Origin of the sequence: Methanohalophilus sp. DAL1, from assembly GCF_001683555.1 — an archaeon.
GTDB classification, from domain to species: Archaea; Halobacteriota; Methanosarcinia; order Methanosarcinales; family Methanosarcinaceae; genus Methanohalophilus; species Methanohalophilus euhalobius.
Map to the genome: position 1 here is coordinate 41,432 of NZ_MAFX01000022.1, position 15,939 is coordinate 57,370.

Consider the following 15,939-nt stretch of genomic DNA (forward strand, 5'->3'; position numbering starts at 1 on the left):
TTAATGACGGAAGAAAAATGGGAAAATAAATTCCGGGATTTTCTTAAACGATATTGCTGGCATGATATACTTAAACTTGCCAACGAATACCCGGAATTACGAAGTATAGAAGTAAATTTTACAGATCTGGAACAATTCGACAGGGAACTTTCCGAAGAATTATTACAAACGCCGGATGAGGTTATCCCCTCGGCTGAAGAAGCTCTTAAACAAATTGAGCTCCCTGTTGAGAAACAACTGGATGATGCACACATCCAGTTTACCAGCATTCCAAACAAGGTCACGATACGTGACCTCAGGAGCAATCATCTTCTCAAGTTCATTGCAGTTGAAGGAATGGTCCGCAAGGCAACCGAAGTACGTCCAAAGATTACCAATGCGGCATTTTACTGTATGAGGTGTGAAACAGTAAATTATATACCCCAGAGCGGACCAAAATTCGTGGAACCCGGCGAATGTGAAGAAGAGAGTTGCGGCAAAAGAGGGCCATTCAAACTTCTCATTGATAAATCCAATTTCATCGATGCCCAGAAGCTTCAGGTACAGGAATCCCCCGAAAGTCTCAAGGGAGGAAGTCAGCCCCAGAGTATTGATGTCGATGCCGAAGATGAACTGGCCGGCATTGTGAAACCAGGTGACCGTGTAGTAGTAAACGGCATCCTCAGGTCCCACCAGCGAACCACACGCGAAGGGAAATCCACATTTTACGATCTTGTCTTACACTGCAATTCCATAGAATACCTGGATCAGGAATTTGATGAGCTGGATATATCTCCGGAAGAAGAAGACGAAATAATAGAACTTAGCAATGACCCACAGATATATAATAAAATTATAAAATCCATAGCGCCTTCAATTTATGGTTATGAGAATATCAAAGAAGCACTAACTTTACAGTTATTCTCAGGAGTCCCAAAATCCCTTCCTGACGGAGGACGTATTAGAGGAGACATCCACCTGTTGCTTGTAGGAGACCCCGGTATTGCGAAAAGTCAGTTACTCAGATACATGGTGAAATTATCCCCACGAGGCGTGTTTGCTTCAGGCAAAAGTGCCTCATCAAGTGGGCTGACCGCAGCAGCGGTAAAGGATGATTTGGGAGACGGTCGCTGGACACTGGAAGCCGGTGCCCTGGTTATGGCAGATATGGGAATTGCGGCAGTGGACGAAATGGATAAGATGAGCAGAGAAGACAAAAGTGCACTCCATGAAGCAATGGAACAACAGACAATCTCTGTGGCAAAAGCTGGAATCCTGGCAACACTGAAATCCCGTTGTGCCCTGCTGGGAGCGGCAAACCCTAAATACGGAAGGTTTGACAGATACGAAGGACTTGCAGAACAGATCAATATGCCTCCTGCCCTCATATCCAGGTTTGACCTGATTTTCATCCTTCTTGATGTACCGGATTCAAAAATGGATGCTGATATCGCAAACCATATTCTAAAATCCCATTATGCCGGTGAACTCTATGAACAATGGGACAAATTACCCACCTCCACAATAACACAGGAAAAAGTTGCCTCTCAACAAAAAGTAATCCTACCGGAAATCGAGACGGAATTATTACGCAAATACGTCGCCTATGCACGCCGGATGGTCTATCCCATTATGGAAGAAGAAGCCAGGCAACATCTGGTCGATTTCTATCTAGATCTACGTAAGATGGGAGAAAATAAGGATTCTCCGGTACCTGTCACTGCAAGACAGCTGGAAGCACTGGTCAGGCTTGCTGAATCCAGCGCCCGAATAAGGCTTAGCAACACTGTTACCCTTGAGGATGCAAAACGTACCACTAAAATTTCCCTCGCATGTATGAAACAAGTTGGTGTTGATCCTGACACCGGAGCTCTTGATGTGGATGTCATAGCATCAGGTACGAGTAAAAGTCAGCGTGACAAGATACACATACTTCAGGACATTATAAAGCATGTAAGTCAGAAACATGCCGGCGGTAAAGCACCATTAGATGAAGTCTATGAAGAAGCCTCAGCTGAAAATATAGATAGAGAACACGCAGAGGAGTTTATTCAGAAAATGAAACGAACGGGTGATTTGCTGGCACCTGATAAAAAACATATAAGACTGGTATGAGGAAATATATGTACCTCAAAGAACACCGAGCCGGAGACAGACTGATTGTTGCTGCTTGTGACCAGGAGTTAATAGGGCAGAAATTGGAACATGGGAATGTTGTTGTCGAAATAACGGAAAGTTTCTATAAAGGGGACATAGTATCTGAAAAACAGGTGCAATCTGCTCTTGGAAGGGCAACCAGTGCGAATCTGTTTGGCAAGAAAACAATTGAATGTGCCCTGGAATGCGGGATGATCAATCCCGAATCAATAATTACTATTAATGGCGTGCCACATGCGCAACTATACAGGATATAAGACTACGAAAGGTTTTTAAGATGAATGAGAGTGCAGTTGAAGAAAATTCACCCTTCCCCGGCAAAGAAGGATTGGTGAAAGGTGTGATTGAAAAACACCAGAAGTTTCTGAATGAGTACAATGCGGAATACAGTAAACTTGAGTATGAAGTTAAAAAACTCGAGGATACAATAAGCAACTCTAAAAAGAAAAGAGAAGAAGAGAAAAACCGCTTAGAAGTACTCAAGGAAAAAAAGCAGCAATTGTATCACCAGGCGAATAATCTGCTGGGAGAAATGTTCACAGCCTATCCCGAAGAACTTGATAATCGAATTATGCACTCCACAAATGACGATATAGAGGAGTTGAAAAGGACAAGGCAGCTGGAAAATGAAGAAAAAACGATTCAGGATGTTCTGGGAAAAATAGCTGAACTTGAAAACGAGAATACACGCGAATACACCAGCCAGATAAGAGCCCGCATACAAGAAGCTTCAAAAGCTTCCTCCGAAATATCATCCCTGATAAAATCTATGGAAAAAGAAGAAAACCTGGATCAGATTCATAAAGAACTTGGTGAAAAAAAACCCAGGTATAACTGGCTGGAAAGAAGGATCAAAAGCCATAAAGAAGCACTTGAGTACTGGAAAAACCAAAAAGAAGTGATTGCGGGGAATGTTGCATGAAAGATGTATCTTCAATGACAGAACGCGAACTTAAAGATACTGTAAATAATTACAGGAAAGAGATATCCCAGCATGAAAAGAGCTTAAAAGGGGTTTTCGAAGAGCTCAAACTTCATAAAACTAATATTGATGAACTCAAAGAGAAAAGGAATGAGCTCAATGCAAAGGTCAGGGAACTTGCAAAAGAGGCACGGGAAGAAAAAACGCAACGTGATGATATCAACAAGAAGATAGCTGATTTGAAATCCAGAAGGAATGAAGTTGCTGGTGAAAGAAACAAGGTCGTAAAAGACATAAATAGTCTCAAGAAAAAGCGTGATCAATATAATGAACAATCAAAAGGGAGTTTGGAAACCCTTTCTAAAGCCTATGCAGAAGACCTTGATAAATTTCTCAACGCTGACATCCCCCTGAAGCACGAGCAAAATCTTTTTGAAAAACTCAACGAACTGGAAAAGCGTCTTGAAGCAGCAAAAGCTGCCAATCATTTCCACAGGCAGGTCATCAATATTTATGAAAATACCAGAGACATTGGTGACGAGGAAAGAAATGTTTCAAAGGAAATAAAGCAACTTGCAGAAAAATCCCAGCAACATCATTTGAATATGATAGAGCTATATAACCAGGTCGATGAAATTCGAAAAGAAGCGGATAAATTCCATTCACAGATTAAAGAAACCTACCAGGTAATTGCTCCTACCCGTGAAAAGATAGATCCTCTCAAAACAAAAATATCTAATTTGAGGGATGAACTGAGCATCTATCTTGATAAATTGAACGATATACAGACTCATAAGGACGAACAAAAAAAGAGTGATCAGCACGTTGCCGCAAAAGAAAAGTTTGAAAAGACCGGCAAACTCAGTCTTGAAGAACTGAGAGTCCTTATGGATAAAGGAGATATCAAACTCTAAAATTACCTGTGTTCATAAACATAGGGTAACAGAAGTGCAAACAGAATCAGGAGTGTCGGGTTTAAAAAAGGCACTCCCTGCTTTTTAGATTCATTTTCAGATGTATTTGGCACCTTATTCTGCATCTTTTCATCATCCGGATTATAAGGATATCTGTGATCTACATATTGATAAACCGGTTCAAAAGTTACCAGCTCACCACTGGAACCATAATATATCCTATCCATTGTAATATTGAATACCGTTGATGAATTACTGGAGTAGATAAATACCTCATCCCTACCCAGAATGGAATCCGCTACACTTTCATCATTCAATGAAAGGGACACCCATACCCTTTCACTTTCGGGATTGACATACTTGACATGCAGAGAATAATCCTGCTCAAAATCGAAACTCTCTCCAGCTTTGACATACACGGAAGTCCCATTGAGAATTACTTCCGAATCCCCGGCAGTTACCACACCACATAAAAGAATACTACATAGTATAAAAAAATAAAAAATTTTAAAATACGGAATGTCCTTCATCACAATCCCCGTCAGATGTAGATGCAGCGGCCAGACATAATTTCTTCGGTTGAACCATCATTTTTCTGCAAAAGCAAACCTCCGGAGGGGGTTATCCCAATTGCTCTGCCCTTCATCATTTTAGAAGGAGTGACAATACGTACGTTTCTACCAATAGTATCCGAAGAATCTATCCATCTTTCCATTAATTCCTCAAAGGGTTGTGTCTTGAAATGGATATAATACTGTTCCAGATTATAAAGTAAAGAGTGGACAAATTCAAGCCTACCCACATAGGTACCAAGCTCATCACTTATGGTTGTGGAACCATCCCGGATTTCCTTCGGCAACATATCGGTATTAAAGTTTAAATTAATTCCCAGACCCAGGACAATATATTCAACCCGATCTATTTCAGCTTCCATTTCTGTAAGTATTCCACAAATCTTTTTGCCGTTGACAAGCACATCGTTTGGCCATTTCAGAGACGGGTTAAGACCGATTGCTTTCAGGGAATCAATCACAGCAAGCCCACCCACAAGAGTCAATCTTGAAGCATCCGCAGGAGCTATCGATGGCTTAAGAACTATAGACATCCATATCCCCCCTTGAGGAGATACCCAATCAAACCCTCTTCTCCCACGTCCTTTTTTCTGGACTTCTGCAACTACAACGGTACCTTCTTTTGCATCTCCTGCAATTGTCTTTGCATAATCGTTGGTGGACTCAAGTTCCATAAAATGCTGGATGTCCTTACCTAAAATATCTGTTTCAAGACCTGCTTGCACAAGTTCTGGCAAAAGAGAATCAGGAACCGAGTTTAAAATATAGCCTTTACCAGGCGATGAGATGATTGAATACCCCTGGCTTTGAAGCGACTGAATGTATTTCCAGACCATTGTCCTGGAAATTTCCAGTTTTCTGCCAATCTGTTCCCCGGAAATAGGCTTGCTCTCGGTCTGAGAAAGAAGACGTATCAATTCAATCTTTTTATTCTCCACAAAACTCCCCGTAATAAAGAAAGAATGACAGATAAAAAAAGTTATCTGTCATCACTCATCTGAGCCTTTCATATCATGCCTTTTTGCAGCATTAATGTACGAACCAACTGCAGTGCTGATCGCAGCAATCTTCTTGTTGCGATCCTCAAGAGCAGAAGAAAGGGTTGCACATCTTTGATTATCAGATACTGCAATCTTCTCTAAAGCTGAAAGCACATTGTGGTCATCAATAAAGTGTGTTGTTAGATCCCCTTCTACGAATGCATCAATGGACAAAACCGTTCTGTGGAAAGGAATGTTGGTTTGGACACCTACAACCACATATTCATAGAGGGCTCTTTTCATACGTGCAATGGCTTCCTCACGATCAGTTCCCCATACACAGAGTTTGGAGATCATTGAATCATAAAAGGGAGGAATAACATAACCCATATGGACACCACTGTCCACCCTAACTCCCGGGCCACCTGCCGAACGATACCTGCGTATTTTACCGGGTGAAGGGGCGAAATCATTCAACGGATCTTCGGCATTGATACGACATTCAATAGCCGAACCCCGGATCTCAATATCATCCTGGGTAAAGGGTAATTTTTCATCACAGGCAACACGCAACTGCTGCTTTACTATATCGATGCCTGTAACAAGCTCCGTAACTCCATGTTCTACCTGCAACCTTGTGTTTACTTCAAGGAAATAATAATCACCCTTAGAATACAGGAATTCAACAGTACCGGCATTTACATATCCTATTGTTTTGGCAGCTTTTACAGCAGCCTCACCCATATCCTTGCGAAGTTCAGGCGTCATTATAGGAGAAGGAGCCTCTTCAATCAGTTTCTGGTGTCTCCTCTGAATGGAACATTCACGGTCACCGAGATATAGACAATTGCCATGAGAATCAGCCAATATTTGTATCTCTATGTGGCGTGGTTCTTCAAGATATTTTTCAATGAAGACGGTTGAATCACCAAATGTAGAAGCTGCAACATTACGTATGGATGAAAGTGCCCGGGTCAGCTCTTCTGGAGTATAAACAACTTTCATGCCTATACCACCACCACCGGCCGAAGCTTTCACCATCAAAGGGTATCCGATGGATTCACCTATTTCAATTGCCGTGGCATCATCCTCAACAGCTCTTCCATCACCGGGAACCACCGGTACACCGGCCTCGATCATTGCCGAACGGGCAGTGATCTTACTACCCATCTTTTCTATAACTTCACTCGATGGACCGATAAACCTGATGCCTGCTTCTTCACAGGCACTGGCAAATTTCGAATTCTCCGAAAGGAAACCATACCCCGGATGAATTGCTTCTGCCCCTGCTTTTTTGGCCACATCGATAATTGCATCTATATTCAGATAACTCCTGGAAGAAGGGGGTGGACCTATGCAGTACGCCTCGTCCGCATATTTGGTAAAAAGGGCATTGCTATCGGCTTCGGAATACACCGCAACCGTGGACACATCAAGTTCCTTGCAGGCCCTCATTACCCTGATCGCGATCTCACCTCGGTTTGCAATCAGTATTTTCTTAAACATCGAATACCTCCGGCTAAATCACTCAATGATCATAATCACATCATCTGTTGCCACGGAATCACCTTCAGCAACAAGGATTTCCTTCACCACACCACCATGCGGTGAATTGATGGCATTTTCCATTTTCATTGCTTCAATGACACCAATTTTCTCTCCCTCTTCAACATTATCTCCAACGTTGACGTCAACTGAGAGTACCATACCCTGCATATGACAGGTTACAGCACCAGCAGAAGATGCTGAAGCAGAAGGAGTCTTTGGGCTGCTTTCCTCGACTGCAACAACACTACCATCTATTGGTTCTACCTGTACCTCAAATACTTCATTATCCACTTCCACCTTGAATCTGGTAGGTATGGAAACCTGAGACAGGGGTGGTGATGCAGTTTGTTTGGCAGGTGCAAGTTTTTCTTCTCTGGACTCACCACGCAGGAATTTCGGAGCGATGGAAGGATACAGGATATATGTCAATATGTCTTCTTCCTTTTTGACAAGACCCATTTCTTCGGCTTCTTTTTTCCTTTTATCGTATTCAGGTTCAAGCAGGTCGGCCGGCCTTACATCGATTGGATCTTCTTCACCAATTATCATTGCAATGATATCATCACTGATAGGTGATGGTGAACGGCCATAGAGACCTCGCACGTAATCCTTGACTTCCTTGGGAATAACTTTGTACCGCTCCCCCATGAGAACGTTAAGGACAGCCTGTGATCCCACGATCTGACTTGTAGGTGTTACAAGAGGTGGATATCCAAGTTCAGCCCTGACTTTGGGCATCTCTTCCAGTACATCATCATACCTGTCAAGAGCGTTCTGCTCCTTCAACTGGGATACAAGGTTGGAAAGCATACCTCCCGGAATCTGATACAATAGTACATTGGTATCAATCTGCTCGGATATTGGATTGATTTCCCCGCTGTATTTGGACTTGATATCCTTGAAATAACGGCTTACTCCGGCAAGTTGTCCAAGATCCAGACCTGTATCATAAGGTGTTCCTTGCAGTGCAGCCACCACGGATTCTGTGGGAGGCTGGGAAGTACCCCAGGCAAAGGGAGACAGGGCAGTATCCAGTATATCTACACCTGCATCACATGCCGCCATGTAAGTCATAGGAGCCATGCCTGATGTACAGTGGCAGTGCAGATCTACAGGCAGTCCAACTTCCTTTTTTAGAGAACTAACCAGTTCTTTGGCTTCATGCGGTGTCAAAAGGCCTGCCATATCTTTGATACAAATCGAATCACAATCCATAGCAGCCAGCTCATTAGCAAAATCCACATACTTTTCAACGGTGTGAACCGGGCTTGTGGTGTAACTGATAGTACCCTGTACGTGGGCTCCCAGTCCTTTTGCAACGGTAATTGACTTTTCCATGTTACGTATATCATTAACAGCATCGAATATACGGAAGATATCAATTCCGTTTTCATAGGCCTTGGTCACGAACTTTTCAACCACATCATCGGAATAATGCCTGTATCCGACAAGATTCTGTCCTCTCAGAAGCATCTGGGCATATGTGTTATTCATATGGTTTTTAAGTTCACGCAGCCTTTCCCAGGGGTCTTCATTGAGGTACCTGATGCAGGAATCAAAAGTTGCTCCTCCCCACATCTCGAGAGAATAATATCCAATTTCATCCAGTTCTTCAATAATAGGCAACATACTCCTCGTGCGCATCCTTGTCGCAAGAAGCGACTGGTGCGCATCCCTCAGAATTGTTTCCGTTATTTTAACTTTCATAGAATACCTCTTCATGTCCTCTTATTGATAAGTCTGATTGGCCATACGGGTCAAAAATATGCCAGTAATAGCATACATGCAATAAGTAGAATTGTAACTAATTATGCATGAACTTTTATGTAGTTTCTGGTGGAAAAGCCAGACAGTAAAAATAAAAAAGAAATATAGACAGGGAATTATATCAGTAGAATCCCAGCCACTGGGACACCTTCAACACAAATTTGCCCACTGAAAGAGATACATTTTTTGTAAAGCTTGGAGAAGTTATCTCAATATCCCCTCTGTCATAAGCATCCAGAAAAAACTGTGCAGGGGAAGGAGAATCCATTATAGACCTTGCAGTGTTTTCATTAGTGTTAACAATAAGAGTCGGTCCAAATTCTTCACCATCTTCCAGTTCCCCAAACTCAACTATACTGGCATCGCTTGTTACTACTTTGAGATTCAGGATGGAACCATTGTTCATATCTACTATGACATGAATACGCTCATTCCCCAGCATGTCTTTCAGGGAAGAGGGGACGTTATCCGAATTGGCATTGTATTCATCCACCTCACTTTTCATGTCATCAACAATCGTGGCACCTGCAGACATGGAAAAGATAAATAGGGCCATTAGAATAGTTATAAATTTCTTCATAGTAGTCACCTCTCAATAAACATCAATATAAATTTGAGTTTAATATTAGTTATATTTACTGCTAAATGAGGAAAAGGCCTCTCAATTCATAAAACACCATCAGAAAAACCACCATCTAAATGGCGCAACCTTTTTAAAATACGGAAATCAAACTTTGAAATATGCCTTTTAAGATAAACAGTGATGTCCTGAACATGAAGGATTATAATAACCTATTTTTCTCAATCAACGAAGAAAGTGTTGTTTCATTACTTTCTCCCCTGCATACAAGGGATGAGATTTATGAAATTTCAGCTGTCCTTGTGTCTCCAAATTCTTTCAACGATGAACTTTATGATATATACGGAAGAGTTGTGCTCGGGGAGCAAGCAAGTGCTGAAAAAACCATCGAATTATTAAAAAGAGAACTTCCAGTAGCTAAATACTCAATCGAAGGCACAAAAAAAAGTTTACGCATATTCAGCAAGGAAAACAAAAATCTCTACATACTCAGTTATACCAAAAAGACATTCAAAATATCCTCAACCTCAATTCTTGACCCTGCCGAATTAAAAGAAAACATTCCCGTATTCCTGAAAATACTCGAGACACTTGTAAACTGTGGATATGAAGCCGGCGAGGGAGAAAGTGATCTATCCCTTGTGCCAATGCCTCAAAGAGAACCTGAATATAAACCCCATTCGTTTGAAGAAAAGGAAGGAGAAAAAACAGGAGAAGAAGGGAAATTCGAAGTCATACCTCGCGAATTTTTGGATATAGATTTTGAAGATGTAGGGGGATGCAAGGAAGCAAAAGAGCAACTAATGCTAATCGACCTGGGAATACGTTTTCCTAAAATATATGAGGTTTACAGGGCAGAACTACCTCGTGGGATTCTGTTATATGGCCCGCCTGGCACCGGGAAGACCATGCTCTCAAAGGCTGCTGCAAAAGAACTCGATGCAAACTTCTATTCCATAAATGGTTCAGACATACTTTCCAAATGGTACGGAGAATCAGAGAAAAACTTGAATACCCTTTTCGAAAAAGCAAAATCTAGCAGCCCTTCGGTAATTTTTATTGATGAAATTGATGCATTAATGCCCCAGAGAGACACTTCACATGAGGTTACAGTAAGGATAGTATCCCTTCTTTTGCAGGAAATGGATGGGATCGAAAGTACAAAGGGAGTGATCATAATGGGTGCTACAAACCGTCCCAACCATATCGATCCGGCATTCCTGCGCCCAGGAAGATTTGATTTGAAAATGGAGGTGCCCCTCCCTGATGAAAAGGCCCTACAGGATATCTATCATATACACCTAAGTGGACGCAACCTGGAGGAAGGAATGGATTATGAGAAGCTGGCAAAGGCCAGCAAAGGACTAACCGGTGCTGACGTTAAAGGGATAGTAAATGCCTGCGTGTTTAACAAAATCGTCAAATTGCGCAAACAGATGCCTGATGTCATAACCCGCTCGGACTTAATAAATATAGAAACCGAAACCCTGACCACCGATGATGTCCTCAAAAGCATTGAAAAATACAAAAAAGAGATCAATACACTTGTCATGTCCCCTGAGGCGGCAGGTATGTATGCCTGAATTTTCCTATGGCAGACTTTTTTTACTATACCACATATTGATTGTGAAAGGCAGATCATAATGGGAGACATTGTAGTAAGCGAAACCATGCAGAAATACTTCGACCTGATGGAAGGAGTGCTGCACAATGAAATTGAAATAGCAAACAGGGCACGTTCACAGGGAAAGGATCCAAAACCCGAAACAGAAATCCCCCTGGCAAAAGATCTTGCAGACCGGGTAGAAAATCTCATAGGGGTTGAAGGTGTAGCCGGGCGTATCCGGGAACTGGAAACCGATCTTTCACGGGAAGAAGCAGCCCTGGCACTTGGAAAAGATATCGCTGCCGGCAATGTGGGAAATTTTGATACAAAACGTGAGGCAATAGAGAGCGCCATCCGAGTGGCGATTGCAATGCTTACCGAAGGCGTAGTTGCCGCACCAATTGAGGGGATCGACAGGGTCGACCTGGGCAAAAATGATGATGGTACAGAATACATCAAGATATACTACGCAGGACCTATACGCAGTGCCGGTGGTACGGCACAGGCCCTTTCTGTACTTGTGGGAGATTATGTAAGAAGAGGAATCGGTGTTGACAGGTACAAGCCACGCAAGGAGGAAGTGGAGAGATATGTCGAAGAAATATTGCTATACAGACAAATTGCCACCCTCCAGTACATGCCCTCGGAAGATGAGATACGTCTTATCGTTGATAATTGTCCGATTTGCATAGATGGAGAGCCCACTGAACAGGAAGAAGTTGAAGGTTACAGAAACCTTGACAGGATCGAAACGAACAGGGTTCGCGGTGGGATGGCACTCGTACTTGCCGAGGGGTTGGCCCTAAAAGCTCCAAAAGTACAAAAACATGTGAACAAACTCAAAATAGACGGATGGGAATGGCTGGATACGTTCATTTCCGGAGGGAGTTCAGATGAGGAAGATAAAGATGAGAAAACCAAGGTCAAGCCCAAGGATAAATATATGCGGGACCTCATTGCAGGCAGACCTGTATTTTCCCACCCATCCAGGCCTGGTGGATTCAGGTTGCGCTATGGCAGGTCACGCAACACATCATTTGCGGCATCCGGCATAAATCCCGCAGGCATGGTCATAATGGATAATTTCATTGTTGCCGGTACCCAGCTGAAAATAGAAAGACCCGGAAAAGCTGCCGGAATGGCACCTGTGGATTCCATCGAAGGGCCGACCGTGCGTCTCTACAACGGAGATGTGCTTCGGATAGATGATGAAAAAACTGCAATCGAGTTACATTCACAGGTGGAAACCATCATAGACATTGGTGAAATACTTATCAATTACGGGGATTTCCTGGAAAATAATCATCCACTAATACCTGCATCTTACTGTGTGGAATGGTGGGCACAGGAATACTTAAAAAAAACTGGCCGGATTGCTCCTGAAAATCCAAACCAGCATGAAGTAATGGATATTTGCAATAATTACAATCTTCCCCTACATCCGGATTATACCTATACCTGGCATGACATTGAAAGAGAGGAATTTGTAAAACTTGCGGACTTCATTGCTAAAAATGGCATAAAAGAAGACCAGGGAAATCGACTGTTACTACCTGAAGGAAAAGCAAAGGAGCAGGGAATAAAAACGATCCTGGAAAAACTTCTCGTATTACACCGGATTTATGATAGCAAAATTGCAATCGACAATCCTTTGCCTTTTATAAATTGTCTCGGACTTGGAGAGGATCTGAAAAAACAGTGGGAAGAATTGCCTTGTGAAGATATCCTTGGATGTGTTATTAGACTCTCAGGGTGGACTGTCAGAGAGAAAGCACCAATGCGCATTGGGGCAAGGATGGGAAGACCCGAAAAAGCTAATCGGCGTAAGATGTCCCCTGCCCCGCATGTATTGTTTCCGATAGGGGAAAGCGGTGGAAACACCCGCATGCTCTCAAGTGCCGCATCCTATAAAGCCAACAACAACAGCAAAGTGGGCGAAATAAAAATAGAGATAGGAAACCGTATTTGTCCATCCTGTGGAATGGAAACCCATGAATTCAGATGTGAGTGTGGCACCCATACAATCCCAAAACTTTTCTGCCCCCGTTGTGGCAGGGCTGTCAATAAGGACATCTGTCCAAAATGTAAGGCCGCCACATCCTGTGTAACCGCACACAACATAAATTTCAAAACGGTATACGATAGGGCATTTGAGAGGCTAGGAGAACGAAATAAACTGGAATCCTTCAAAGGGGTAAAAAGGATGATGTCAAAGCACATGACCCCTGAGCCTCTTGAAAAAGGAATCCTTCGGGCAAAACATGACCTTTTCACATTCAAGGACGGAACTGTCAGATACGACATGTCCGACCTTCCCCTGACACATATCCGGGCCGATGAACTGGGAACCACAGCTGAAAAACTTCTTGAAATGGGATATGAAACAGATATTCACGGCAATAAACTGGAAAGAGACGACCAGGTTGTAACCCTTAAAGTACAGGATTTGGTAGTGTCCCGGGGTGCGGCAGAGTACATACTTCAAACTACAAAATACATTGATGACCTGCTGGTGAAGTATTACGGACTTGAACCCTATTACAAAGCAGAAACTATAGAGGACATTATAGGGGTGATGCTAATCGGTTTGGCTCCACACACATCCGCTGGAGTCCTGGGCAGATTGGTAGGATTCACAAAATCATCTGTAGGATATGCACATCCTTTCTTCCATGCAGCAAAACGGCGTAATTGCGATGGTGATGAGGATTGTGTGATGTTGCTTATGGACGGCCTGATTAACTTTTCACATGAATACCTGCCTGATAAAAGAGGAGGAAAGATGGATGCCCCCCTTGTGCTTACAACCAGGATAGATCCCAGTGAAGTCGATAAGGAAGCACACAATATTGATGTTTGTTCCTCTTATCCCCTGGAATTTTATGAGACTACCTTGAATTATACAAATCCCAAGGAACTGGAAGAAACCATGGACCTGGTCAGCAGCAGGTTAGGAACCCCGGCACAGTTTGACGGATTCATGTTTACACACGATACTTCGGATATTGCCGCAGGGCCGGTCAAAAGTGCATACAAGACGCTGGGTTCGATGGTGGAAAAAATGGATGCCCAACTATCCCTGGCAGAAAAAATACGTGCAGTTGATGTGGCAGATGTGGCTGAAAGGGTTCTTGTATCGCACTTCCTCCCCGATCTTTTTGGCAACCTCAGGGCATTTTCCAGGCAGGGGATGCGGTGTGTCAAATGTGGCGGAAAATTCCGAAGGGCACCGCTTACTGGTACATGCCCGCATTGTGGCGGGAGAGTCATACTGACTGTTCATGAAGGAGCGGTCAAGAAATATCTTGAAGTGTCACTGAAGGTTGCAAAAAAGTATAATGTTTCAAGTTATACTCAGCAGCGCATCGAACTTATCGGATACGATATCGAATCTTTGTTTAAGAACGATAAATCAAAACAGATGGGACTTGCTGATTATATGTAATTATTGCACAGGAAGTCCAACTACGTTTATGTGCTGGATAAGCTCGGTGAGATTCTCGATTTCAAAAGAAAGAACTTCTTCCCTATCCAGACCAATGGACATTTCGCCGTCATAGGTGAGCTGGTCCGGACCTCGTCTGATAAATCTCTCCACACCGTCATTTGAAAGGATCGATTTTATCTCAGGATCATGAGCAAGCGTGCGCCCTGGAATCATTACAGTTTCTTTTATCTGCGACAGGTCAAGTGCCTGGAAATCCTCAATTGTGATAAGGCATCCAATATCTTTGCCTGTTGCCACAACATTGACAGGTGCATTCAGAGCCTCGAAAACTTCCTGTAATCTCGGCTGGGCAGCTTTACTGGTAACAATAGTCGCGGTCTTTGTAACTTCCGGGAGTTTGGACAGTGCTGCTTTGTCCATTCTTATAGCAAAAGGACAGCCAATAAGAGGATCTTCAAGAGGTGTACCGGTGATACGCAGATCAAATTTGTCTGCCGCATTTCTTACTATCGTCTCAAATTCCTCTATTGAATGTGTAGTGATGCCCTCCAGGACAGGGGAATTGCGCAGAATCAAACCTTCTTCACAACTGTTGGCAAAACGCATCAGTATTGCTCCCCTTGCACCCATTTCCTGAAGATCTGAAAGGGTTTCTTCCAGGATATTACCATCATTTACACCGGGAATCAGGACGATAGCGGCATATACATCACATTCTCCACAGAAGCGGCGAAGAATTTCAATTGAAACTTCTGGCTCAGGGTCATTCATGTACTTGGCCCTGAGTTGAGGGTCGGTGGCAAAAACCGTAAAAGAAACCTCACTGACACTGTTTTCAATGTAAAAGGAAGCGTCATCGGGATCATCAAAGCCTTTTCCGCTTGTGTATCCCAGATGAATGGGCTTTCCAAAACGAGAAAGTGAACTGACAAGTTCCTTGAGCGCGGGGTAGCAGCTGATATCCCCACCCCCACTGATGGTAAATTTATCCGGTTCAGAAGATGAAAAACGTAAATTCTGGGATACATCCCTCATTACAATCTGCAGAGGTTTAAAGCCGGGATAGGATTCCCTTATACTACGTGTACAGTAATCACATCCCTTTGCAAAAGGAAAACAGTGCTTGCAACCAAAAGGTGGTACTTCCTGTACCTTCTTAAAGTAACAATATGAGCAAAACCCGCGGCAATCAGTTCCCGGACTGCCTCCGATATCAGCAACTATCTCCATGTGACCAAGTGGTAGAAAAAGATATTACTAAATCTTTGTGGTTAATTAAGTAAATACTCAAACCCAATTGAATATATATCATGAATAATTATTGTGTATTCTGTCTAGCCAAAAAACGAATGCAAAAGTTTTAAAGGCAAAAACTCCATTGCTGACATGAATAAATTGAAGAAAACCGACTGGAAGGCATTCTCAACCCGAAAGTGCTTAGAGCATATCCTCGCTCAAGCGTGGTT

Annotated in this window: 12 protein-coding genes; 6 read left to right on the top strand and 6 right to left on the bottom strand. The window is 42.9% G+C overall.

Annotated features, from left to right (window positions below):
- Window positions 1-3: 3 nt before the first annotated feature.
- From A9957_RS05550 to A9957_RS05565, 4 genes are read left to right on the top strand one after another with little or no spacing between them, the layout of a single operon-like run.
- Window positions 4-2,094, top strand: coding sequence for a minichromosome maintenance protein MCM (locus A9957_RS05550; RefSeq protein ID WP_172425453.1), 2,091 nt, complete (start codon window positions 4-6; stop codon window positions 2,092-2,094).
- Between the two features lie 8 nt (window positions 2,095-2,102).
- Window positions 2,103-2,393 carry a DUF424 domain-containing protein gene (locus A9957_RS05555; RefSeq protein WP_072359460.1) on the top strand — a complete coding sequence of 97 codons (291 nt, stop codon included), beginning with the start codon at window positions 2,103-2,105 and terminating at the stop codon, window positions 2,391-2,393.
- Between the two features lie 20 nt (window positions 2,394-2,413).
- Window positions 2,414-3,058 (top strand): hypothetical protein, encoded by a 645-nt coding sequence (locus tag A9957_RS05560; RefSeq protein WP_096712241.1) that lies wholly within the window; start codon window positions 2,414-2,416, stop codon window positions 3,056-3,058.
- Window positions 3,055-3,972, top strand: a complete 918-nt coding sequence (locus A9957_RS05565; RefSeq protein WP_105460646.1) for a coiled-coil protein — start codon at window positions 3,055-3,057, stop codon at window positions 3,970-3,972. Before A9957_RS05560 ends, A9957_RS05565 begins: the two co-directional genes overlap by 4 nt.
- A gap of 2 nt (window positions 3,973-3,974) precedes the next feature.
- Here the strand turns inward: A9957_RS05565 and A9957_RS05570 are convergent, their stop codons facing one another.
- From A9957_RS05570 to A9957_RS05590, 5 genes are all read right to left on the bottom strand, one after another.
- Window positions 3,975-4,436, bottom strand: a complete 462-nt coding sequence (locus A9957_RS05570; protein ID WP_164909041.1) for an S-layer protein domain-containing protein — start codon at window positions 4,434-4,436, stop codon at window positions 3,975-3,977.
- Between the two features lie 77 nt (window positions 4,437-4,513).
- Window positions 4,514-5,482 (bottom strand): biotin--[acetyl-CoA-carboxylase] ligase, encoded by a 969-nt coding sequence (locus tag A9957_RS05575; protein WP_105460648.1) that lies wholly within the window; start codon window positions 5,480-5,482, stop codon window positions 4,514-4,516.
- Window positions 5,483-5,533: 51 nt separating this feature from the next.
- Entirely contained in the window at window positions 5,534-7,030 is a 1,497-nt protein-coding gene (locus A9957_RS05580; protein ID WP_292343468.1) for an acetyl-CoA carboxylase biotin carboxylase subunit, read from the bottom strand.
- 18 nt (window positions 7,031-7,048) lie between these two features.
- Window positions 7,049-8,779 carry a sodium-extruding oxaloacetate decarboxylase subunit alpha gene (gene oadA, locus A9957_RS05585; RefSeq protein WP_096712236.1) on the bottom strand — a complete coding sequence of 577 codons (1,731 nt, stop codon included), beginning with the start codon at window positions 8,777-8,779 and terminating at the stop codon, window positions 7,049-7,051.
- Window positions 8,780-8,960: 181 nt separating this feature from the next.
- Window positions 8,961-9,419 carry a hypothetical protein gene (locus tag A9957_RS05590; RefSeq protein WP_096712235.1) on the bottom strand — a complete coding sequence of 153 codons (459 nt, stop codon included), beginning with the start codon at window positions 9,417-9,419 and terminating at the stop codon, window positions 8,961-8,963.
- Window positions 9,420-9,580: 161 nt separating this feature from the next.
- Here A9957_RS05590 and A9957_RS05595 point away from each other — a divergent pair, with 161 nt between their 5' ends.
- Together A9957_RS05595 and A9957_RS05600 are read left to right on the top strand one after the other, a co-directional pair.
- On the top strand, window positions 9,581-11,002 hold the full coding sequence (locus A9957_RS05595) for a 26S protease regulatory subunit (RefSeq protein WP_292343470.1): 1,422 nt from the start codon (window positions 9,581-9,583) through the stop codon (window positions 11,000-11,002).
- Window positions 11,003-11,062: 60 nt separating this feature from the next.
- On the top strand, window positions 11,063-14,470 hold the full coding sequence (locus tag A9957_RS05600) for a DNA polymerase II large subunit (protein WP_096712233.1): 3,408 nt from the start codon (window positions 11,063-11,065) through the stop codon (window positions 14,468-14,470).
- On the opposite strand, the gene mmp10 is transcribed toward A9957_RS05600, so the two are convergent.
- Entirely contained in the window at window positions 14,471-15,703 is a 1,233-nt protein-coding gene (gene mmp10 / locus A9957_RS05605; protein ID WP_292343472.1) for a methyl coenzyme M reductase-arginine methyltransferase Mmp10, read from the bottom strand. It abuts the gene before it with no gap.
- Window positions 15,704-15,939 lie beyond the last annotated feature (236 nt).

Coding starts and splice junctions, on each gene's coding strand:
- A9957_RS05580 (WP_292343468.1), bottom strand. CDS start 7,030: ATGTTTAAGAAAATACTGATTGCAAACCGAGGTGAGATCGCGATCAGG.
- A9957_RS05590 (WP_096712235.1), bottom strand. CDS start 9,419: ATGAAGAAATTTATAACTATTCTAATGGCCCTATTTATCTTTTCCATG.
- A9957_RS05550 (WP_172425453.1), top strand. CDS start 4: ATGACGGAAGAAAAATGGGAAAATAAATTCCGGGATTTTCTTAAACGA.
- A9957_RS05555 (WP_072359460.1), top strand. CDS start 2,103: ATGTACCTCAAAGAACACCGAGCCGGAGACAGACTGATTGTTGCTGCT.
- A9957_RS05595 (WP_292343470.1), top strand. CDS start 9,581: ATGCCTTTTAAGATAAACAGTGATGTCCTGAACATGAAGGATTATAAT.
- A9957_RS05565 (WP_105460646.1), top strand. CDS start 3,055: ATGAAAGATGTATCTTCAATGACAGAACGCGAACTTAAAGATACTGTA.
- A9957_RS05560 (WP_096712241.1), top strand. CDS start 2,414: ATGAATGAGAGTGCAGTTGAAGAAAATTCACCCTTCCCCGGCAAAGAA.
- mmp10 (WP_292343472.1), bottom strand. CDS start 15,703: ATGGAGATAGTTGCTGATATCGGAGGCAGTCCGGGAACTGATTGCCGC.
- oadA (WP_096712236.1), bottom strand. CDS start 8,779: ATGAAAGTTAAAATAACGGAAACAATTCTGAGGGATGCGCACCAGTCG.
- A9957_RS05600 (WP_096712233.1), top strand. CDS start 11,063: ATGGGAGACATTGTAGTAAGCGAAACCATGCAGAAATACTTCGACCTG.